Here is a 20892-nt window from a genome sequence, read left to right as displayed (position 1 = left end):
AAACAAAAAAGAATTCCGACATGTTCGATATGTCGGAACCCTTCCTTTCTTTATCTTCGCACAAAGATAAGCCTTTTTATGATACTAATCAAGTATTTGCGTATATGCTTTTCAACATGTTAAAGATATTTTTGAATCGCATCTTCCAAATTGGTTTTCTCGTCGACGCGCAAACTTAACTCATTGTTACGGTTTACGATAAATGCCGCCGGAAGCTGGGTTACTCCGTAAAGCGAAACGAAGCTGGAATAAGGACCTTGAGGGTCGCGCACGCAAATCCACGGAAGGTTATCGGCTGCCGTTTTCCAGAAATGTTCATCTGTATCGAGCGAGATTTGATAGATTTCCAAGCCGCGTGAAGCGTACTTATCATACAGTTCGCGCAAGGCGAGGTTACGTGCTCCCGATGCCGGAGTAGCATAAGCCGTAAAGTCTATCAGGATGACTTTCCCTTTCAGGTCGGTAAGACGGCGCGTGTTTCCTTTTACGTCTTTCAGTGCGATATCTATAATCGATGTCTCCTGTACGATGTTTTCGGGAACCGACACCTGCGTAACTTTCGGTGCACGGGTGTTTTTCATTCCCTTGATTACCATATTATATAGGTTGCGCGAACGGTCGGCGTGAGGGTAAAGGTTGTTCAGACTGGTAGCCACGGCTGCAAAACATTTCACGTCTTCCTTGCTCGTCAGCGGGTCGAAAATCATGTAGCCGTTCAGCTGCTGGAACAGGGCGAAATAAGCATAAGGCTTGTTAGGACCTTTAAAGATATACTCGCGCTTTACTTGGTCTTTATAAGCGTTGACTAACTTCAGCAGGCTGTCTTGTGCAATACCAGCCGGGATTCCGGAGCGTCCCAAGCGGGTTACCTTGTCTTGCAGCTCTGCCTGAAGCAAGGTAAGTTCTTTAATCTTTTCGTTCGTTTCCGAACCCTCAATCCGGTATTGCAGGGCAAATGCAGGATATTCGGCATGGACGGTTACGGTTTCCGTAGAATCGACCGAGAAATTGATTACTTTATTTTCTACACGCAGACGGTAAAACTCCGGCGATGCAGGGCGTGGAGACTCGAAACAGAAAGAACCGCTGCTGCCCAGCTCTACAGAATCGAGCAGGATAATTCCGCTCAAGCCGCTCTGCTCCAAATATAACATTTTATCGGTTGCGCCGGTCACTTCGCCTTCTACCTTGAAAGCCGGCTCTTTATGACAAGCCGTCAATACGGCTGCCAATACCGCCATTACGATATAAAAATTTCGCTTCATTTATATACAATTCATTAAGATGCAACGTTTTGTTACAAAATGTTTATTACGATTTGCAAAGATACGGCTTTTCATGATTTCACAAAGTTTTTGCCCGACAAAATACGTTAACTGCCACGAGGTTTCAACCGTGGGAAGGGGGTCAAAAACGCAAGCCGAAGAGTTGGTCAACGCATCCGCATGGACAAGCACAAACATCCGCTTGCGTTGGGCAACGCATCCGCATGTTTTTTTCGCCCTGTTCAGAACCCGAAAATCAGGCTCCTCCTTGCTCCTGAAACACCTATAAGCGGCTGAAAAAGACTTTAAAATGAAACTTTTATATCGTAACCTCCTGATACTCCAAAATAAATTCCTATCTTTGCGCGTACTTTTAGACAAAAAATTTTTAAACACAATTTTATGATCAATCCTATTGTTAAGACGATCGAGCTTGGTGATGGAAGAACCATCACGCTCGAAACGGGAAAGCTGGCAAAACAGGCAGATGGGGCTGTTATGCTACGCATGGGTAACACCATGTTGCTGGCTACTGTTTGTGCAGCAAAAGATGCAGTTCCCGGTACAGATTTCATGCCTCTTCAGGTAGAATATAAAGAAAAATATTCAGCGTTCGGACGTTTTCCGGGTGGTTTCACCAAACGCGAAGGAAAGGCTTCGGATTATGAAATCCTGACTTGCCGCTTGGTTGACCGTGCGTTACGCCCGCTTTTCCCGGACAATTTCCATGCAGAAGTTTACGTAAATATCATCCTGTTCTCGGCAGACGGCGTAGACATGCCCGATGCGCTGGCAGGTTTGGCTGCCTCGGCAGCATTGGCTGTTTCCGACATTCCGTTCGGAGGCCCGATTTCAGAAGTACGTGTAGCGCGTATCGACGGAAAGTTTGTTATCAATCCTACCTTCGAACAACTGAAACAAGCCGACATGGACTTGATGGTGGCTGCTACGTATGAAAATATAATGATGGTGGAAGGCGAAATGGAAGAAGTTTCGGAACAAGACTTGCTGGAAGCCATGAAATGTGCCCACGAAGCTATCAAGGTTCACTGTAAAGCGCAGATGGAACTGATGGAGGAAGTAGGCTCGACAGTTAAACGCGAATATTGCCACGAGGAAAACGACGAAGACTTGCGCAAGGCGGTTCACGATGCTTGTTACGACAAGGCTTACGCCGTAGCTGCTTCGGGCAACAAGAATAAGCACGAACGCCAAGATGCTTTCGACGCTATCTGCGAAGAGTTCAAAGCACAATTCACAGAAGAAGAACTGGAAGAAAAAGCAGCGATGATTGACCGTTATTACCACGATGTGGAAAAAGAAGCAATGCGCCGCTGCATCCTCGACGAAGGCAAGCGTCTGGACGGACGTACCACTACCGAAATCCGTCCTATCTGGTGCGAAGTAAGCCCGCTGCCCGGTCCTCACGGTTCATCTATCTTTACCCGTGGCGAAACACAGTCACTGAGTACCGTTACACTGGGTACGAAACTGGATGAAAAAACAGTAGACGACGTACTCGACCAGCACAAAGAACGTTTCTTGCTTCACTATAACTTCCCGCCGTTCTCTACCGGCGAAGCAAAAGCACAGCGTGGCGTAGGCCGTCGCGAAATCGGACACGGTCACTTGGCATGGCGCGCTTTGAAAGGACAAATTCCTGCCGACTATCCGTACTGCGTACGTGTAGTTTCGGATATTCTTGAATCAAACGGTTCGTCATCTATGGCTACCGTATGTGCAGGAACGCTGGCTCTGATGGATGCAGGTGTACCTATCAAAAACCCGGTATCTGGTATTGCAATGGGATTGATCAAGAATGCCGGTGAAGATAAATATGCTGTTCTGTCGGATATCCTCGGCGACGAAGACCATTTGGGTGATATGGACTTTAAAGTTACCGGTACGCGCAATGGTATCACTGCCACACAGATGGATATCAAGTGCGACGGACTGACATACGATATTCTGGAAAAGGCTTTGCTTCAGGCTAAGCAAGGACGTGAATATATCCTCGGCAAACTGACCGAATGTATCGCCGAACCGCGTGCCGAACTGAAACCGCACGCTCCGCGCATCGAAACGATGACTATCCCGAAAGAATTCATCGGAGCAGTAATCGGCCCGGGCGGAAAGATTATTCAGGGTATGCAGGAAGAAACGGGAGCTACCATCACGATTGAAGAAGTAGACGGAGTAGGACGCATCGAAGTGGCCGGAACGAACAAGAAGAGCATTGATGACGCAATGCGTATGATTAAGTCGATTGTCGCCGTACCCGAAATCGGTGAGGTTTACATGGGAAAAGTTCGTTCGGTAATGCCTTACGGCGTATTCGTAGAATTCTTGCCGGGCAAGGACGGTTTGCTTCACATCTCTGAAATCGACTGGCGCCGTTTGGAAACCATTGAAGAATCAGGACTGAAGGAAGGCGACGAAATAGAAGTGAAACTGTTGGACATCGACCCGAAGACGGGCAAGTTCAAACTGTCGCACAAGGTGTTGCTTCCGAAACCTGAAAACATGAACGAAGCTCAGCCTAAGCGCGAACACCGTCAGCCGAAACAGCATAAGCAGTAATCGCGGACGACGCAGCTTAGTGCGTAAACATAACAAACGCAGGTTCACTCAAGACCTTCAAAAAAGGATGAATGAACCTGCGTTTCTTTTTATTCCAACTACAACTGTCCGCTGGTGCGGAAGTAACGTTCCATAACCATCAGTTGCAGCAATTCTTCGCGCTCATCGTCGCGGAACTGCGACACGTATTCGTGAGCATGACGGATAATTTCTTCTGCCTTTTCGGGATGGTCGATGTAGAAGCGGAGCTTCTCCTCAAAGTCCGAAAAGTCTTCTTTCACCTCCACATAGTGATAATCGGGTATCAGCGTCCCCTCCATAAACCAAGTCTCACACGTGGGGCGCGTCATGACTGCCAGTGAGTTCGATGACATGACCCACTTCAGATTCGAAGCCACATCGTTTCCCTCTAATGCGATAATAAACTTATAGTCCAGATGTTCGCGGATGGTCTTCTTTGCCGTCATCCATTCATCCGGACAGCCTTCGTTCCGTCCCACTACCCCGCAGTCGCACATCGGATTGCCGAAAAACCGGGTAAGGAAAGCCGTGCGCAAGCGGCTCTGACGAATCTTGCCCCGGAAGATGGCGCAATCTTTTTTCTCACGGAAGGGCTTCGCGTCATGCACATACATGAAATGGCGCAGCTTGTCTAACTTCAGAACCACCGAATTTTGGTTATCAGCCACCAGCAGCCTGCTTTTGACCACCGTAGGTACGTCGGGGGTGAAATACACGTCGCCGGGACAGAAGTTCCAGCGCAGCCGTTTCGGGAAATAACGGGTCACGTCGTGCTGGTCGAAGTAATACGCCGTATGAAACATCTTCCGCCGGTAATCGCCGATGGCTCCCGTATAGTGAATCCAGCTCCGCGAACGCTCCAGCTTGTCTTGCCCTGAAATCTTCCACGGCGTGTTGATTCGTATGTAGTAATCTACACGCTGTTTCAGGTAGTCGTAATCCGCGCGCCGACGCACTTTTTCCAATTTCTTGCTTAACTGATGCCGATACCATGCGTCGGGCACAGCCAGCCCGATGAAGTTTTTCAGGAAGTCGAGAAACTTTATGGGCTTTCCGCTTCGGAACTTATAAAGAATATTATCCGCCATTATGAGTGTATATTAGTAAATCATTGAGGACAAAGATACTATTTTTCTATTATACCTATAAAAAAATCAAAGCCTGTTTGAATTTACCGATCCGGCAACTCAAACAGGCCCTTCTGTCAGTCATGAAAATTTCTATTCGACAGACCAATGAGTCTTCCGAATAGAACAGAGAGATTCATCCGCATAAAATAAAATTTCTACCCGAAGCGTTTTACCGCCCTGTAACTTGCAGATATTCACGCTTTTTGACGGCATAGTCGGTGTATGCTTCCACATATTGGTCGCAACAAGAGTGTGAAGGAGGTGGCAAACGAAGCCGGGTTCGACAATCTTTCTTTCTTCGGGAAGTATGTACGGCGCGAACCGGGTGTCTCCCCCAGAGAGTATCGACAGGAAAAAGGACATCTGATTATCAACCATTTGTCATACCCTTTTACGCTACCGCATGAGATGGGTGACACATGCGGTAGAACTGCCCCACGCTTCGAATAGAAAAAATTTTTCTAACCGAAAGACTTCTCGGGCTTCGGAGTACCTCCGTGACCGCCGGTAAACAGTTCCGTTTCCGAAGCCTTGCCCGTGGGCAATTTTCCGTCATTGCGTTGCCGAAAGCCTGCACAATCAATTGTTTACCTTGCCGATTAAAAGAAGTTTACTTACCTTTGTAGAGTAATATGAAACACAATGCATTATGGATAGAACAATGATAGAAGATGCCTTATATCCCGACTGCCCGATACGGAATATCTTAGCACGTCTGTGCGACAAATGGTCGCTTTTGGTTATCTATACGCTCAACAAGGCAGACACAGTTCCGGTAAGGTTTAAGGAATTGCAGCGCGAAATCCCCGACATATCGCAAAAAATGCTGACGCTTACCCTGCGCACGTTGGAAGACGACGGTTACGTAACACGCACCGTATATCCCGAAGTTCCTCCGCGAGTGGAATACGCATTGACCCCGCGCACTTACTCGCTGCTGCCCCATATCAACGCACTGATAGGATGGGCGATAGAAAACAAAGACGCTATCATGAAAGACCGGAAGAAAGCCCGCAAGAAATGACGCGCTCTCCCCTGTCCGCGTCCCGTCCGTTCAAATCCGGACGTTTCATGCTATTATATCACAGATTTTTCTTATGTTTGCAAAAACCTGAATTATTAAAGGCATGATACATATTGCTTGTAACATAGACAGCAATTACGTGTGCCATTGCGCCGTAACGCTGGTATCTTTATTTGAGAACAATCGGGAAGAGACTTTTTCGGTACACATTCTTGAGCGCGGACTTTCGGCTGCGGAACAGCAGACACTGACCGACCTTGCTGCACGCTACGGCAACCGGGTATTTTTTTACGAGCCGATGCCCGAAATGCTGGCAGGATTCACCATCCGCAAGTTCAGCAAGCGCATCTCGATGGCTACGTATTACCGCTGTATCTTGTCGGAATTGCTGCCGCGCGACATTGACCGCCTGCTGTATCTGGATTGCGACATCGTGGTATTAGGAGACATACGCCCGTTCTGGAACACGCCGTTAGACGGTATCGGCGTAGCGGCGGTAGAGGACATCGGAAGCACCGACGCACCTCGTTACGAAGTTCTGAAATATCCGATGGAAGAGGGTTACTTTAACGCGGGCGTGCTGCTGATTAACTTGGAGTACTGGCGTAAACACGATGTGGCACGGGCTTGCATCGAATACTTCCACCAATACCCCGAAAGAATTGTCTATAACGACCAAGATTTGTTAAACAGCATATTGTATAAACATAAGGTATTCGTTGACCTGCGCTGGAACGTACAGGACGCTTTTTACCGGATACCGAAACCGCAGGATGCAGAGGCGTGGCGCGCGAAATACGGAGCGTGCCTGAAGCATCCCGTTATCCTGCATTACACCAACCGAAAGCCGTGGGATTACGACAGCCAGCATCCGCTGCGCAACGAGTATTTCCGTTACCTCGACCTCACTCCGTGGAAAGGACAGCGCGCGTTAAATAATCCGCTGAACCGCATCAAGCGTTTCTTCCGCCTGCTGCCGTTCTACATCCATCTGAGAAAACCCAAATACATACGGATGACAGATTTATAATGCCATGATAAAGAAACAGAGTAAAACGAAACGTTTTTTTAAACGCATCGAGGGATTTTTCGCCTCTTTCAAACAACGTTATATCATCAATTACCTTTTAACCAAAGCCGGAGGCAAGGAACTGATTGCCCGCTATGCCCGACGCACGAACGACGACTGCCGTCCTCTCGGAGCCGACGCGCCGATATGGGTATGCTGGTGGCAGGGAGCGGATGCCATGCCCGACATTGCCAAAGCGTGCTTCAACTCGATAAAGATGCACGCCGGCACGCATCCGGTAATTCTGATAACGGGCGAAAATTATAAGGAATATGTAACGTTGCCTTCCGAAATCGTGGAGAAGCAACAGAAAGGCATCATTGATTTGACCCATTTTTCGGATATACTTCGCGCCGTGTTGCTCCACCGGCACGGAGGCATTTGGATGGACAGCACCGTGCTGCTCCCTGCAAAAAACATCGATGAGTTTATCCATGCGTCCGATACGTTCTGGAGTTGCCATCATCTACCCATCTACCACAACGTGTCACGAGGCGGATGGACGAGTTTCTTTTGGGCGTGCGGAAAGAACAACCTGCTGCCGTCTTTCATTGCCGACCTACACATCAGCTACTGGAAACGGTTCGATAAACTGATTGATTACCTGCTGTTAGACTACACATTTGCCATCGCCCGCAAGTACATCCCCGCCATCCATCGGATGATAGAGGAAGTCCCCATCACGGTAATGGGACCATTGGGCAAGTGTCTGAATGACGAGTACACCGAAGCCGAATGGAAACGTTTCTGCACCGACTACGATTTCCACAAACTGACGTATAAAATCCAACTTCATAAGACAACGCCCGAAGGTAAAAAGACATTCTACGGACACATCATGGAGAATTATTTCCCCAAAGAGCAGGCTGTTTGACTCCGATTGTCGGAAAGCACGATTAACGAATGTCCGACATTCGCCAATGTAGGGGCGTATCGCATACGCCCGAAAACACCCACGTGGATAACTTTACACATTCAGGGCGTATGCGATACGCCCCTACTGTTCGGTAACCGCAGCATTTGATAAAAATCGCTGCCATGACCTTTCCGTTTATTAACCACAATTTATTTAGGCTTATTTAAATACTCAATGGAAGGGGCAAAATGTAATCCGTCAATACATCCTTTTTTTACTGCCTTCAAAAACTCTTCAGAATGATTATCCTTACGTTTTCCTATCCGATGTTTATAAACCCGATACATATTAAGTACAGATAAAACAAAGAATAACTTCACTTTGATTTGTTGACGCTTCATGTAACAACGGTTGCGCGCCTGATAATAAAACCTCCATGCCATCGTTGCCGGAGCTTTATCAATAGATGGAGCATAATTAGAAACCGTTTTGTGATAAACAACGCTTGTTTCAACATAAAAACATGGATATCCGGCTCTTGCGATGCGCAAAGTGTATTCTATATCATCACACCAAATAAAAAATTCCTTAACGGGTAAACCTAATTGGTAGACAGCTTCCGAATTTATAAGAACCGATACAAACGAACACAAATTACAGCGAAAAGCCGATACATTTCCTTTAGTCACTTTCACCGGATTCCCATTTTCATGAATAACCGATGCTTTATTCATAACATGAGGCGTACCGTCTGTCCAATTAACCCTACTACAAATAAATCCCGGCGTTTTATCCAATGAAACAGCCTTTACCAGCTCTTCTAATGCAGTGGGTTGTGGAATCGTATCATCGTCCATTAACCAAGCATAATCGCAACCGTCTAAAACTGCAGTTTTCAATCCTAAAGAAAATCCTCCGGAACCACCGATATTTTCTGTGGTACGGATAATCATATAGCGTGACTGATTAGCCAAACTTTCTAAAAAAGCACCTGTTCCGTCTGTTGAACAGTTATCAACAATAACTATTTTATGAATGGGATAAGTTTGCTTATCTAACGCATCCAAACATTCTTTTAATAAGGCTAACCTATTATAGGTTACAACCACGCAATTGATTATCATAAAATATCGTTTATTAGGGATTATGTTTATTCTCCTTCCACGCCAGCCACTGCTCTTTCGTACGTTTCCATCGCTTGTGCGTCCACAGCCAGTAAGCCGGTTCGCGGCGGATTTGTTCTTCCAAGCGGCGGGCATACATGTCCGTCAGTTCATAGTCGGGATATTCTTTCGGATGAAGCGACATCAGTTCGAACGTCCCCCGATAATATCCGCGCTTGATGCGCTCTACTCTTACATAATAAATAGCGGCATCAATTTGTTTACCTATCCGTTCGGTTCCTATGAAAAAAGATGTATCGTGGTTTAAAAAAGTAGTCCAATGGTTCATGTTCTCTATCTTGGGCGCTTGGTCGGAGATGAATCCTATCATCACTTTTTTAGGTTGCTGTTTCAGTTCGATGATGCGGCGCAACGTGTCTTTCATCAGGATGGATTCGCCGCCGAACCGTCCGCGCAAGTGCAGGAAAAGCTCGTTGAACGCGCGGTTATAGATAAGGTGGTAAATCTGTCCGCCGTGCATTTCAGATACCCAGCCGCTCAGCGAAGCCACGTACTCCCAGTTGCAGTAATGCCCCAGATAAAGCAGGCAGAACTTTTTTCCTTCGCGCTCCATGTTGGCGCGCACCTCGTCGAGCCCCACAAACTCCATGCGCCGGCGCATCTCCTCATGGGATATGGAAAAGAGCTTGATTACTTCTACCACGTAATCGCAAAGGAAATGGTAAAAATCTTTCTCTATCTTCAGTATCTCCGACGGGCTTTTTTCGGGGAAACACTCCGTAAGGTTTTTCTCTACCACCTTGCGGCGGTACTTAATCCAATGGAACAGGGGGAAAAACAAGATATCGGACACAACGTAAAGTAGCCTCAGCGGAAGCAAAGACAACAAATAAAGAAATGCAAACAGTATACGGTATGCAAAGTTCATTACAAACAAGCGGTTACAATTTTGGGCAAAACTACAAAAAATATGGGTTACAACATAACGTTACCTATCGGATTTTGCACTATCTTTGCCGAATACAAGAAGTTACATCCTCCGTTATGAAAGAATTTTTCCAACTCATGGGGCGTTTTGTCGCGCCTTACAAAAAATATGTTTGCTGGGCTGTGGTTCTGAATCTTCTTTCGGCCATATTCAATGTATTTTCTTTTTCACTGCTGATTCCTATCCTGAACATCTTGTTTAAGACCAATGCGCAAGAGCAGGTTTATACTTACATGGAGTGGGAATGGACGGTTGATTCGCTGAAAGAAACGGCGGTCAATAACTTTTATTATTACGTTAACCAACTGATTGCTTCGTTTGGTCCTGCCACTACCTTGCTGTTCCTCGGACTGTTTCTTGCGCTGATGACGTTCCTGAAAACGGCTTGTTATTTCGGATCGTCGGCAGTAATGATTCCTCTCCGTACGGGTATCGTGAGGGATATCCGCACGATGGTTTACTCAAAGGTAATGTATCTTCCGCTGGGTTTCTTATCGGAGGAGCGGAAAGGCGACATCATAGCCCGCATGAGCGGCGACGTTTCGGAGATAGAGAATTCGATAACCAGCTCATTAGACATGCTGCTGAAAAACCCCATCCTGATTATTTCTTATTTCACCACCTTGCTTATCATCAGTTGGCAGCTTACGCTGTTTACCATCCTCGTACTGCCTACAATGGGATGGCTGATGGGAAAGATCGGGCGTAAGCTGAAGCGTCAATCGCTTGAAGCTCAGGGAAAATGGAGCGAAACCATGTCGCAGCTTGAAGAAACCCTCGGAGGTATGCGCGTAATCAAAGCCTTTACCGCCGAAGAAAAGATGATTAACCGCTTCAACAAGTGCAGCAACGAATACCGCGACGCTACGAGCCGCGTATCTACCCGCCAGTCGATGGCTCACCCGATGAGTGAGTTTCTGGGCACGGTGCTGATTGTTTTCGTATTGTGGTTCGGCGGTTCGCTGATATTGGGCAATAACTCTTCGATAGATGCTTCTACCTTTATCTATTACATGGTTATCCTGTACAGCATCATCAACCCGCTGAAAGATTTCTCGAAAGCAAGCTATATGATTCCGCGCGGCTTGGCGTCTATGGAGCGTGTGGATAAGATATTGAAAGCGCCGAACAACATCGTAGAGAAACAGCATCCATGCCATATATCGGAACTGAAAAGCGGCATCGATTTCAATCATATCACGTTCAGCTACAACGGGCAGCACCAAGTTTTGAACGATATTAACCTGCATATCAACAAGGGTGAAACCATCGCGCTGGTAGGACAAAGCGGTTCGGGAAAATCGACATTGGTTGATTTGCTTCCGCGCTTCCACGATGTTCAAGGCGGCGAAATTCTTATCGACGGCGTTAATATCAAAGACTTGTCTATTATGGACTTACGTTCGCTGATAGGCTATGTGAATCAGGAAGCTATCCTGTTCAACGACTCGTTCTACAACAACATTACTTTCGGTGTAGACAACGCTACGAAAGAACAGGTCATCGAGGCGGCAAAGATAGCCAATGCGCACGATTTCATCATGGAAAGCGAAGAAGGTTACGACACCAACATCGGAGACCGAGGATGCCGTCTGTCGGGCGGACAACGCCAGCGTATTTCCATCGCCCGCGCCATCCTGAAGAATCCTGCAATCCTGATATTAGACGAGGCGACTTCTGCCCTTGACACGGAAAGCGAGCGCTTGGTACAGGAGGCACTGGAGCGGCTGATGAAAACCCGTACTACGATAGCCATCGCCCACCGCCTGTCGACCATCAAGAACGCCAATCAGATTTATGTGCTTTACGAAGGAAGAATCGTGGAACACGGCAAGCACGAGGAATTGCTCGCCAAAAACGGTTATTACAAGCGTCTGAACGATATGCAGGCGCTGTGACATCCGGAGGGAGTTTTCTGCTTCCGCACGAGGCTCAAAAATTCTATTCGGAAGAGTCGTCAGTCTTCCGAATAGAACTGCATCGTTTATCGGCATGAATTTAAAATACTAACCGTAGCATTTTGCGGCACAAACCGCAAGGAATTTTCTTGGCTCTTAAACCGCTCGTTAATACTTGCCTAACCGCTCGTTAACCCCATCGGTATAGGCTTTCCAGAATTTGGCAAGGTCGCTGAACCGATAAGCATCGGTAAAGGGGGCTGTAAGCAGAACCGTCAGCATGTAACCCAATACGGCATTGAAGCTGCGGAGGTATTTTACCGCCCAGTTACGCCCGTAACGGTGGTTCAGATAGGCTGCATTACGTACTTGGTAGAATCGTTTCCATTTCTTTTTCCGATTGCGCTCTTTCCACGTATCATTTGAAAAGAATTTTTCTTTATCCATCAGCGCATCGGGTATGTACCATATTTTATATCCTGCCAATACCGCGCGCAGGCAGTAGTCGGTATCATCGCAGAAGATAAAGAGTTCCTTGTTGGGCAGACCGATTTTCTCTACCGCTTCCCGGCGGATAAACAGTCCTTCGAAAGCTGTGCCGCATATCTCTGTGGGAGCATTTACCACCTGCTTTTTCAGTTTGTCCTGATACATGGATGCGAACGGATTGGTGAGGTTGACCTGCCGGAAATCGTTGGTGAATATCTTGCCTTCCATCAGCCGGCGCGGTGCGAGAATCCCCGCATCGGGACGGGCAGTGTGCGGAAGCAGATGTTCCAAGCAGTCGGGGCGCGGAAACACATCGTCGTCCATACACCAAATCCAGTCGGCTCCCTCCTGAAAAGCGTATCGGATACCGGTATAAAAGCCACCCGAACCGCCAACATTCTCTTGGTGAATCACACGTAAGTCCGTCTGTTCGTCCAACCACTCTTTCGTTCCGTCGGTACTGCCGTTGTTTACTACCACAATGGAATGGAGCGGTGTATTCTGCCGCAGGCAACCGATATTCCGCTTCAGCAATTCTCTCCGGTTGTATGTTACAACCACAGCTATAATCTTCATAAGCCAGTATTAATAAAGTCCGTCAATTTTTCCGGGCTGCGTGCTGCGGAATGCAACCAACAGCTTATAACACTCTTCGGCATCGAAGCCGCGCAAACGGGCATATTCGTCGGCAAAAACCCGGTGCATGTGGGGCGTGGCGGGCAGGCGTTCCAAATTCTTGCATCCGGCACGCAGGTCGAGTTTACCTACCGAAAGGCGGTTGAGGTCTACGATTTCGATCTTGATTCCTTCGCTTGTTTTACCGAACAGAATGTTTCCGCGTCCGTAGTCCTTATGGGCATAGCCATGCTCATGAAGGATGGCTGTGGTGCGGGCAACGGCGCGTATTACATCGTCTTCGTAATCAAACTTCTGCTTAAACAGGGCTTCGTAGGTATACGGACACTCGGAGGCGTAAGTGACGTAATAGCTGCGGTCGAACAGCAAGCCTTTGCGGATATTCAGATAACCTACCGGACGGGGAGTTCCTACGCCTGCCTCCAAGAACAGTTGGGCGTGTTCATACGAACGTTTTGCTTTGGAGGGGCGAAACACTCCGTATACAAAACGATTGATGAGATTGGGTCGGTGGAATGACTTTACCACAAACGAGCGTCCGCCGTAGGTTATTTTGCGCAATTCGTTACGTCCCTTGTGAATCACGGTTCCCTCTCCCCGCTCGAAACGTTCGGGGACGGACAACACGAATGATTCCAAGTCTTTACATGCGGCATGTACGACAAGTGTACGGTGATTGAACAGACTCATAACTTCCTACTATCAGATTTTATCCAGCCCTTTCGTGAACTTCAGCCAATAATACTTCAGCGGATTCTTGTATTTCAATTGTTTCCACGGACGACTTCCGTGCGGACGATGCCATACGGGGAGGTTGGCGAAAAGATAGTTTCGGAATCCTTTCTTCAACGCTTCGTGAGAGATGGTTACATCGTACCAGTTCTTTGCCGGGTCTAACTGATGGAAATCGTATGTTTGCAGAAATTTCGGCGTAAGCAGCGAACAGCAGAAGCTGCAATGCTTCTTTTCCGGATATATTTTCCCTTCGTTGCCTTTCGCATGAAGGTAAGGATAATTAATCGCTCCCGTTTCGTCTACGGTCACGGCTGCGGCTATCGCACAGTCGCCTCGCTCTGCCGCACCGTTAAAGAGTGACTGAAGCGTATCTTTCTTCACGACTACGTCCGATTCGACAATCAACATTCCTGCATCGGCTGCAAGGGCTTCTTGTTGCGCCATCTGCAACACCAACAAATAGTTAGGAGAAGGGTGGCTTGTTACATCCGACAAATTTATCAAACGGAAACCATAACGGCGAGAAGCCTCTTCCAGCCGCCGGGTATTTTCTTCGGTACTGAAGTCGTTATAGACGGTATAAGTAAAAGGTACGGTTACCTCCGACTGCATGATGGCTTCAATGGTTTCGAGAGTGAAATCAATCGAATCTTTTACGGGAGTTAGTACATGAAGGCATTTCATATTTTTATCAGACTAAATAAGATGATTATAAAACTTGGGCACAGAGCTGCAATGCGGCAGCCACGGTATCGTCCATGTCGGCATAAGTATATTGTCCCAACCGTCCTCCGAACAACACATTCTCTTTCTTCGCTGCCAGTCTCTGATATTCGGCAAACATGGCAGAGTTACGTTCGTCGTTTACCGGATAATAAGGCTCTTTACCAGCCTCGAATGAATCAGGATATTCGTAGGTAATGACGGTTGTAGGCTGCGTACCGTACTCAAAATGTTTGTGCTCAATTATTCGCGTATAAGGAACACTACCTTCCGTATAATTCACCACGGCATTTCCCTGAAAGTCTTCTATCTCCAGACGTTTATGGTCAAAACGCAAACTGCGGTATTCCAAGCGTCCGCACTGATAGTCGAAGAATTCGTCAATACATCCGGTAAATAAAATTTTGTCTGCCAAAGCATCCAACTCGTCGCGATGTTCGAAGTAGTTTGTGTCAAGCCTAACTTCTGTACCTTCCAGCAGCCGGTCAATCAACACATTATATCCTCCTTTCGGGATTCCTTGATAACCGTCGTTAAAGTAGTTATTATCGAAAATAAAACGGAACGGAACACGCTTGATGATAAAAGCCGGCAATTCCGTTGCAGAACGTCCCCACTGCTTTTCGGTATACCCCTTTATCAGTGTATGGTAAATATCTTCTCCGCAGAGTTTCAAAGCCTGCTCTTCCAGATTGGCGGGCTCGGAGATAGCATCGTATTTCCGGCGTTGTTCGGCTATCTTGGCTTTCGCTTCAGCCGGCGTCTTTACTCCCCAAAGCTGATAAAACGTATTCATGTTGAAAGGAAGGTTATATAACTTTCCCTCGAAACAGGCTAACGGCGAATTGGTATAACGATTAAATTCTACAAACCGATTTACGTAGTCCCATACTTCCTTATTGTCTGTATGGAAAATATGCGCGCCATACTTATGCACATGAATGCCGTCTACGTCTTCGCAGTAGATGTTTCCTCCCCGATGATTACGTTTATCAATCACCAAACAATGCTTTCCGGCACGCTTGGCTTCATGAGCGAATACTGCTCCGAAAAGCCCCGCTCCCACAATCAAATAATCATATTGCTTCTTGCTCATACCGTTTTAATATCTTGAAAAGCAAAAATAGGTAAAGATTTCTATTCCCGCAATTATATTCGGCATAAAGTAGTTACCTTTGTGCCCCTTGTAAAGGAGATTGAAAAAGAAATGAAAGTTATAGTTGATAACAAAATACCTTATATCCGAGAGGTTATGCCGCACTTGGCAGACGAGGTGGTTTACTTACCGGGTGAAGCGTTTACGCCAGAAGCGGTGAAAGATGCCGAGGCACTGATTATCCGCACCCGCACACACTGTAACCGGCAACTGCTGGAAGGAAGCCGGGTCCGCTTCATCGGGACGGCAACGATCGGGTTTGACCACATAGATACGGATTATTGCCGTAGCGCAGGCATTGCGTGGAGTAATTGTCCGGGATGTAATGCGGGAGCAGTGGAACAGTATGTACACGCTTCGCTCTTGCTGCTGGAGCAAGAAAAACAAATTCACTTATCGGATACGTGTTTAGGCATAATCGGCGTAGGACACGTAGGCAGCCGGATAGCGGCTATGGCACAACGATTGGGTATGCGTGTTTTACTAAACGACCCGCCCCGTGCCGACCGAGGTGAGAAAGGATTTGTTTCTTTGCAGACATTGGAACAAGAATGCGACATTCTTACTTTTCATACACCGCTGGATAAAGAGGGTAAATATGCTACCTACCATCTTGCCGACCATTCTTTCTTTACCGGATTGTGCCGAAAACCTTACATTATCAATACCTCTCGTGGCGAAGTTATCGATACCCGCACGTTATTAGAGGCGCTGGATAGCGGGCAAGTAAACGGTGCGATTATCGATGTGTGGGAAAACGAACCTGACATTAACCGGGAACTGCTTGATAAAGTGTTTATCGGAACGCCGCACATAGCCGGTTACTCTGCCGATGGAAAAGCCAATGCCACCCGCATGGTGCTGGAAGCCTTTTGCCGCTTTTTCAACAAGCCTGCCGATTTCCACATTCAGCCTGCCGGCACTCCGATGCTTGCTCTTTCGGATGATGAGAATACCCGCATCCTTCAGCTATATGACCCCCGCCGCGATTGCGCTGCACTACGCGCACATCCCGAACAGTTCGAACAGTTGCGGGGAAATTATCCGCTGCGCAGGGAATAGAGATACTACTTTTAAGGGCATCGGTTCAAGTAAGCCGATGCCCTTAAACTTTCACATATCAACCATCGCATTTGCGGCATCCGGCGAATGTAAATTTTATTCCGAAACCCGTTAAGGAATAAACATCAAAACTCCCTGATTTTCCTCACAATGTGAAATATTGTGTACGAAAACGGTGCGAAATGCAAAAGAATTATAAGTAAAGAATAATAATATCTATTTTATTTGGATGTAATAAGTGTGTTTACTACATTTGTCACGTGATTTTTTTCATAGTATTAGATTTAAGGTTAACAAGGTTGGGAGAAAGCGTTCTCCCATTTTTTTTGTCCGTTCGTAAACGGTTTTATCCATCAAGTAAAAAGGTGTCTTCGGGATAAGTTTATATTTTATTGGAAATAAAACAACAGATGAAAGATATCATGAAAAAACAAGTATTATTTTGCACATTGGCATGGCTCGCTTCGCAGGCGTTCGCCCAACTGGCTACGGTTACAGGACCAGACTCTCGGCTAAAAGTTAATTTCAATCTTCAAAAAGGAACTCCCGTATATGCGGTTACCTACGACGAAAAGACGATATTGGAAGACTCTCCGCTGGGTTTCGTATCGAATATCGGCGACTTCAGTAAAAACATGTCTTTTGTTGGACAAAAAACACAAAAAATAAGCAAGACTTATACGCAAGACCGGATAAAACGCTCGGTAGTTAATTATACGGCAAACGAACTGGTACTGACTTTCCAGAATGCCGACAAAACACCGCTTGACATTGTTTTCCGGGTGAGTAACAACGATGTGGCTTTCCGTTATGAAATTCCCAAATCGGGCGAACCGGGCAGCATCGTCATCCGCGAAGAAAAAACCGGATTCGATTTCCCCTCCTCTACCACTACTTTCCTTTGTCCGCAAAGCGACGCCATGATAGGCTGGAAACGTACCAAACCGAGTTATGAAGAAGAATATACCGCCGATGCGCCGATGAATGTCCGTTCGCAATACGGCCACGGATATACATTCCCCTGCTTGTTCCGTATCGGAGATGACGGATGGGCGCTGGTCAGCGAAACGGGCGTGGACGGAAAATACTGTGCCTCTCACCTGAGCGACGCTACCCCCGACGGACGGTATACCATCGCATTCCCCCTGCCGGAAGAGAATAACGGAAACGGAACTTCGGCTCCGGGCTTGGCTTTGCCGGGAAAAACACCGTGGCGCACACTGACCGTAGGCAACAGCTTAAAACCGATTGTGGAAACCACCGTACCGTGGGACGTGGTAGAACCTCGGTTTGAAACGGAACACACTTACCGTTTCGGACGCGGGACATGGAGCTGGATTTTATGGCAAGACGGCAGTATCAATTACGATGACCAAATCCGTTACATCGACCTTGCCCATGCAATGGGATATGAATATGTATTGATAGACAACTGGTGGAATACGAATATCGGCCGCGAACGCATGGAAGAGCTTATCAAATATGCGCGCAGCAAAAACGTTTCGTTATTCCTTTGGTATAGTTCAAGCGGCTACTGGAATGACATCGAACAAGGTCCTACCAACCTGATGGACGACCCGATAGCACGCAAGCGCGAAATGAAATGGTTGCAGAAAGTTGGAGTAAAAGGTATTAAAGTGGACTTTTTCGGAGGCGACAAGCAGGAAACCATGCGGCTGTACGAGGCTATCCTAAGCGATGCCGACGACCACGGACTGATGGTTATCTTCCACGGCTGTACGCTACCGCGCGGATGGGAACGCATGTACCCCAACTACGTGGGAAGCGAGGCGGTATTGGCGTCGGAGAACCTGATTTTCAACCAACATTTCGACGATAACGAAGCGTTTAATGCCTGCCTGCATCCGTTTATCCGTAACACGGTCGGCTCAATGGAGTTTGGCGGTACGTTCTTGAACAAACGGTATAACCGGACGAACGACGGAGGTACTATCCGCCGCACTACCGATGTGTTCCAACTGGCTACGGCGGTTCTTTTCCAAAATCCGATTCAGAACTTTGCACTTGCACCGAATAACCTGACGGACGCACCGAAGGTAGCACTCGACTTTATGAAACAAGTTCCTACCACGTGGGATGAAACCGTGTTTATCGACGGCTATCCCGGCAAATACGTTGTCCTCGCTCGCCGTCATGGAAACCGCTGGTACATTGCCGGAATCAATGCCCGGAAAGAACCACTGAAACTGACGCTTAATCTGCCCATGCTCAACAGCGGAGAAACTGTATCATTCTATTCTGACGGCAAACAGAATGTTCCGCAGCTATTGGAACAGACCATCAAATCGCCCGAATCGGTACAAGTTACCATTCAGCCGGAAGGTGGAGCGATATGGGTTACGAAATAATGGCTGACATTTATCAGAATATATAACAACAAAACGGCTTGCATGAACCAACATAATCATGCAAGCCGTTTTGTTTATCGGACTTATTTCAATGCTAAAGACCTTGAAAAATTCTACCCGTTAGACTGCTCAACGCTATGGGAAGAACAGGTAAACACTACCGCATAAGATAGGTAACGCTAACGGTAGCGTTTTCGGGAGCATCAACAGGCAAAAACAGCCACTTATCCGGCCCAACTATCCCGGTCTAAATTCCGGTAGCTGATGGCTTCCGCCAAATGATGGGGCTGAATCTGTTCGGAAGCCTCCAAATCGGCTATCGTACGCGAAACCTTTAAGATGCGGTCGTAAGCACGGGCAGAAAGATTCAGCCGCGTCATGGCGTTACGCAACAATTCCAAGCCTTTTGCATCGGGAGTAGCATACATATTAAGCAGGCGCGAGGTCATCTGAGCATTGCTATATATGCCTGCTTCGTTTTCAAACCGTTTCGCCTGAATCTGGCGCGCACGCATCACCCGCTCGCGGATGGCGGCACTGGATTCGCCGGGCGTACGCTCAGCCATCTTCTCGAACGGAACAGGAACAATTTCTACCTGAATGTCAATGCGATCGAGCAGCGGACCTGAAATACGGTTCAGATAGCGCTGCACTTGGCTGGGGCTGCATACGCACCTGCGCGTGGGGTGATTGTAATACCCGCAGGGACAAGGGTTCATCGATGCCACTAATTGGAAACTTGCGGGATAATCGAGCGTATACTTGGCACGTGAGATGGTGATGTGACGGTCTTCGAGCGGCTGACGAAGCACTTCGAGCACCGCACGGTTGAACTCCGGAAACTCATCAAGAAACAATACGCCGTTATGTGCCAAACTGATTTCGCCCGGCTGGGGAGTTGTCCCTCCTCCTACCATCGCTACTTGGGATATGGTGTGGTGCGGACTGCGAAACGGACGGATGGCTATCAGTGACACATCCCGCCCCAACTTACCGGCAACGGAATGAATCTTGGTCGTCTCTAAACTTTCGCCTAAAGATAAAGGAGGAAGAATACCGGGAAGCCGTTTTGCCATCATCGACTTTCCGCTGCCCGGCGCACCAATCAGCAGAATATTATGACTTCCTGCCGCCGCTACTTCTAACGCACGCTTTACGTTTTCCTGTCCTTTCACTTCAGCAAAATCAAAAGGAAAATTTATCTGGTTCCGATAAAACTCTTCGCGGGTATTAACCACAGTGGGTTCCAAGCTGCGTACTCCGTTAAAAAAATCGATTACTTCTGTTATGTTTTCTACCCCATACACCTGAAGCCTGTCTACAACAGCCGCTTCACGAGCATTTTGTTTTGGAAGAATAAACCCTTCGAACCCTTGCTGACGGGCTGCAATGGCAATAGGCAAAGCCCCTCGTATGGGTTGCAGGTTACCGTCTAATCCAAGTTCCCCGATAATCAGATATTTGCTTAACTTATCGGCAGCCACCGTACCGGCAGCCGCCAGTATGCCGATAGCCAAAGGCAAATCGTAAGAAGACCCTTCTTTACGAATATCGGCAGGAGCCATATTGATTACTAACTGGCACGACGGAAATTTGTATCCGTTTACTTGCAAAGCGGAGATAATACGTTCGTGACTTTCTTTTACCGCAGAGTCGGGTAATCCCACCAAGAAGAATTTAATGCCGCGCGAACTGTTTACTTCGATTGTTACAATGGTTGCATCTATCCCCTGTACGGCAGCACCAAATAGTTTTATCAGCATGTTA

18 protein-coding genes are annotated in these 20892 nt (G+C 47.3%); 9 read left to right on the top strand and 9 right to left on the bottom strand.

The window, feature by feature from the left end:
- Window positions 1-119 precede the first annotated feature (119 nt).
- Entirely contained in the window at window positions 120-1265 is a 1146-nt protein-coding gene (locus tag H9626_RS07895; RefSeq protein WP_178257243.1) for a redoxin domain-containing protein, read from the bottom strand.
- Window positions 1266-1667: 402 nt separating this feature from the next.
- On the opposite strand from H9626_RS07895, the gene pnp reads away from it, so the two are divergent.
- Window positions 1668-3845 carry a polyribonucleotide nucleotidyltransferase gene (gene pnp / locus H9626_RS07890; RefSeq protein ID WP_191710141.1) on the top strand — a complete coding sequence of 726 codons (2178 nt, stop codon included), beginning with the start codon at window positions 1668-1670 and terminating at the stop codon, window positions 3843-3845.
- Between the two features lie 98 nt (window positions 3846-3943).
- Here the strand turns inward: pnp and H9626_RS07885 are convergent, their stop codons facing one another.
- A complete protein-coding gene (locus H9626_RS07885; RefSeq protein WP_191710140.1) occupies window positions 3944-4954 on the bottom strand; it encodes a glycosyl transferase family 90 in 1011 nt (336 codons plus the stop codon).
- A 264-nt stretch (window positions 4955-5218) separates the two neighbouring features.
- Between H9626_RS07885 and H9626_RS07880 the strand changes: the two genes are divergently transcribed.
- The 4 genes from H9626_RS07880 to H9626_RS07865 all read left to right on the top strand — a co-directional run bounded on the left by H9626_RS07880 (window position 5219) and on the right by H9626_RS07865 (window position 7963).
- Window positions 5219-5446, top strand: a complete 228-nt coding sequence (locus tag H9626_RS07880; RefSeq protein ID WP_191710139.1) for a helix-turn-helix domain-containing protein — start codon at window positions 5219-5221, stop codon at window positions 5444-5446.
- Between the two features lie 199 nt (window positions 5447-5645).
- Window positions 5646-6020 (top strand): winged helix-turn-helix transcriptional regulator, encoded by a 375-nt coding sequence (locus H9626_RS07875; protein WP_191710138.1) that lies wholly within the window; start codon window positions 5646-5648, stop codon window positions 6018-6020.
- 103 nt (window positions 6021-6123) lie between these two features.
- Window positions 6124-7050 carry a glycosyltransferase family 8 protein gene (locus tag H9626_RS07870; protein ID WP_191710137.1) on the top strand — a complete coding sequence of 309 codons (927 nt, stop codon included), beginning with the start codon at window positions 6124-6126 and terminating at the stop codon, window positions 7048-7050.
- A gap of 4 nt (window positions 7051-7054) precedes the next feature.
- Window positions 7055-7963 (top strand): capsular polysaccharide synthesis protein, encoded by a 909-nt coding sequence (locus tag H9626_RS07865; protein ID WP_191710136.1) that lies wholly within the window; start codon window positions 7055-7057, stop codon window positions 7961-7963.
- A 191-nt stretch (window positions 7964-8154) separates the two neighbouring features.
- Here the strand turns inward: H9626_RS07865 and H9626_RS07860 are convergent, their stop codons facing one another.
- The gene (locus tag H9626_RS07860) at window positions 8155-9069 is read right to left on the bottom strand and encodes a glycosyltransferase family 2 protein (RefSeq protein ID WP_191710135.1); all 915 of its coding nucleotides are present in this window, start codon (window positions 9067-9069) and stop codon (window positions 8155-8157) included.
- Between the two features lie 13 nt (window positions 9070-9082).
- The gene (locus tag H9626_RS07855) at window positions 9083-9997 is read right to left on the bottom strand and encodes a lysophospholipid acyltransferase family protein (protein WP_191710134.1); all 915 of its coding nucleotides are present in this window, start codon (window positions 9995-9997) and stop codon (window positions 9083-9085) included.
- Between the two features lie 116 nt (window positions 9998-10113).
- Between H9626_RS07855 and H9626_RS07850 the strand changes: the two genes are divergently transcribed.
- Window positions 10114-11955 (top strand): ABC transporter ATP-binding protein, encoded by a 1842-nt coding sequence (locus tag H9626_RS07850; protein ID WP_178255769.1) that lies wholly within the window; start codon window positions 10114-10116, stop codon window positions 11953-11955.
- A gap of 168 nt (window positions 11956-12123) precedes the next feature.
- Here the strand turns inward: H9626_RS07850 and H9626_RS07845 are convergent, their stop codons facing one another.
- The 4 genes from H9626_RS07845 to glf are packed head-to-tail and all read right to left on the bottom strand — an operon-like array spanning window position 12124 to window position 15634.
- Entirely contained in the window at window positions 12124-13020 is an 897-nt protein-coding gene (locus H9626_RS07845; RefSeq protein ID WP_191710133.1) for a glycosyltransferase family 2 protein, read from the bottom strand.
- A 9-nt stretch (window positions 13021-13029) separates the two neighbouring features.
- Window positions 13030-13770 (bottom strand): lipopolysaccharide kinase InaA family protein, encoded by a 741-nt coding sequence (locus H9626_RS07840; protein WP_178255767.1) that lies wholly within the window; start codon window positions 13768-13770, stop codon window positions 13030-13032.
- A 12-nt stretch (window positions 13771-13782) separates the two neighbouring features.
- Window positions 13783-14499, bottom strand: a complete 717-nt coding sequence (locus H9626_RS07835) for a glycosyltransferase family 2 protein (protein ID WP_191710132.1) — start codon at window positions 14497-14499, stop codon at window positions 13783-13785.
- Between the two features lie 25 nt (window positions 14500-14524).
- Window positions 14525-15634 carry a UDP-galactopyranose mutase gene (glf, locus tag H9626_RS07830; RefSeq protein ID WP_178255765.1) on the bottom strand — a complete coding sequence of 370 codons (1110 nt, stop codon included), beginning with the start codon at window positions 15632-15634 and terminating at the stop codon, window positions 14525-14527.
- Window positions 15635-15745: 111 nt separating this feature from the next.
- Between glf and pdxB the strand changes: the two genes are divergently transcribed.
- The 3 genes from pdxB to H9626_RS15035 all read left to right on the top strand — a co-directional run bounded on the left by pdxB (window position 15746) and on the right by H9626_RS15035 (window position 19293).
- On the top strand, window positions 15746-16756 hold the full coding sequence (gene pdxB / locus H9626_RS07825) for a 4-phosphoerythronate dehydrogenase PdxB (RefSeq protein ID WP_191710131.1): 1011 nt from the start codon (window positions 15746-15748) through the stop codon (window positions 16754-16756).
- 422 nt (window positions 16757-17178) lie between these two features.
- On the top strand, window positions 17179-19125 hold the full coding sequence (locus H9626_RS07820) for a glycoside hydrolase family 97 protein (protein WP_191710130.1): 1947 nt from the start codon (window positions 17179-17181) through the stop codon (window positions 19123-19125).
- A 42-nt stretch (window positions 19126-19167) separates the two neighbouring features.
- Entirely contained in the window at window positions 19168-19293 is a 126-nt protein-coding gene (locus H9626_RS15035) for a hypothetical protein (protein ID WP_262891994.1), read from the top strand.
- 56 nt (window positions 19294-19349) lie between these two features.
- Here H9626_RS15035 and H9626_RS07815 read toward each other — a convergent pair whose 3' ends face one another.
- Complete coding sequence (locus H9626_RS07815) at window positions 19350-20888, bottom strand: YifB family Mg chelatase-like AAA ATPase (protein ID WP_191710129.1); 1539 nt, start codon at window positions 20886-20888, stop codon at window positions 19350-19352.
- Between the last annotated feature and the right edge of the window lie 4 nt (window positions 20889-20892).

The sequence above is a fragment of the Phocaeicola faecium genome, from assembly GCF_014837055.1.
Lineage (GTDB): Bacteria > Bacteroidota > Bacteroidia > Bacteroidales > Bacteroidaceae > Phocaeicola > Phocaeicola gallinarum.
The sequence above is the reverse complement of the archived record's forward strand: the minus strand, read 5'-3'. Positions and strand labels throughout refer to the sequence as shown.

Excerpts from the sequence above, each read along its gene's own strand:
- H9626_RS07850 (WP_178255769.1), top strand. The coding sequence starts at position 10,114 with ATGAAAGAATTTTTCCAACTCATGGGGCGTTTTGTCGCGCCTTACAAA.
- H9626_RS07875 (WP_191710138.1), top strand. The coding sequence starts at position 5,646 with ATGGATAGAACAATGATAGAAGATGCCTTATATCCCGACTGCCCGATA.
- H9626_RS07840 (WP_178255767.1), bottom strand. The coding sequence starts at position 13,770 with ATGAGTCTGTTCAATCACCGTACACTTGTCGTACATGCCGCATGTAAA.
- H9626_RS07855 (WP_191710134.1), bottom strand. The coding sequence starts at position 9,997 with ATGAACTTTGCATACCGTATACTGTTTGCATTTCTTTATTTGTTGTCT.
- H9626_RS07865 (WP_191710136.1), top strand. The coding sequence starts at position 7,055 with ATGATAAAGAAACAGAGTAAAACGAAACGTTTTTTTAAACGCATCGAG.
- glf (WP_178255765.1), bottom strand. The coding sequence starts at position 15,634 with ATGAGCAAGAAGCAATATGATTATTTGATTGTGGGAGCGGGGCTTTTC.
- H9626_RS07845 (WP_191710133.1), bottom strand. The coding sequence starts at position 13,020 with ATGAAGATTATAGCTGTGGTTGTAACATACAACCGGAGAGAATTGCTG.
- H9626_RS07880 (WP_191710139.1), top strand. The coding sequence starts at position 5,219 with ATGCTTCCACATATTGGTCGCAACAAGAGTGTGAAGGAGGTGGCAAAC.
- H9626_RS07820 (WP_191710130.1), top strand. The coding sequence starts at position 17,179 with ATGAAAAAACAAGTATTATTTTGCACATTGGCATGGCTCGCTTCGCAG.
- H9626_RS07815 (WP_191710129.1), bottom strand. The coding sequence starts at position 20,888 with ATGCTGATAAAACTATTTGGTGCTGCCGTACAGGGGATAGATGCAACC.
- H9626_RS07895 (WP_178257243.1), bottom strand. The coding sequence starts at position 1,265 with ATGAAGCGAAATTTTTATATCGTAATGGCGGTATTGGCAGCCGTATTG.
- H9626_RS07860 (WP_191710135.1), bottom strand. The coding sequence starts at position 9,069 with ATGATAATCAATTGCGTGGTTGTAACCTATAATAGGTTAGCCTTATTA.
- H9626_RS07835 (WP_191710132.1), bottom strand. The coding sequence starts at position 14,499 with ATGAAATGCCTTCATGTACTAACTCCCGTAAAAGATTCGATTGATTTC.
- H9626_RS15035 (WP_262891994.1), top strand. The coding sequence starts at position 19,168 with ATGAACCAACATAATCATGCAAGCCGTTTTGTTTATCGGACTTATTTC.
- pnp (WP_191710141.1), top strand. The coding sequence starts at position 1,668 with ATGATCAATCCTATTGTTAAGACGATCGAGCTTGGTGATGGAAGAACC.
- pdxB (WP_191710131.1), top strand. The coding sequence starts at position 15,746 with ATGAAAGTTATAGTTGATAACAAAATACCTTATATCCGAGAGGTTATG.
- H9626_RS07885 (WP_191710140.1), bottom strand. The coding sequence starts at position 4,954 with ATGGCGGATAATATTCTTTATAAGTTCCGAAGCGGAAAGCCCATAAAG.
- H9626_RS07870 (WP_191710137.1), top strand. The coding sequence starts at position 6,124 with ATGATACATATTGCTTGTAACATAGACAGCAATTACGTGTGCCATTGC.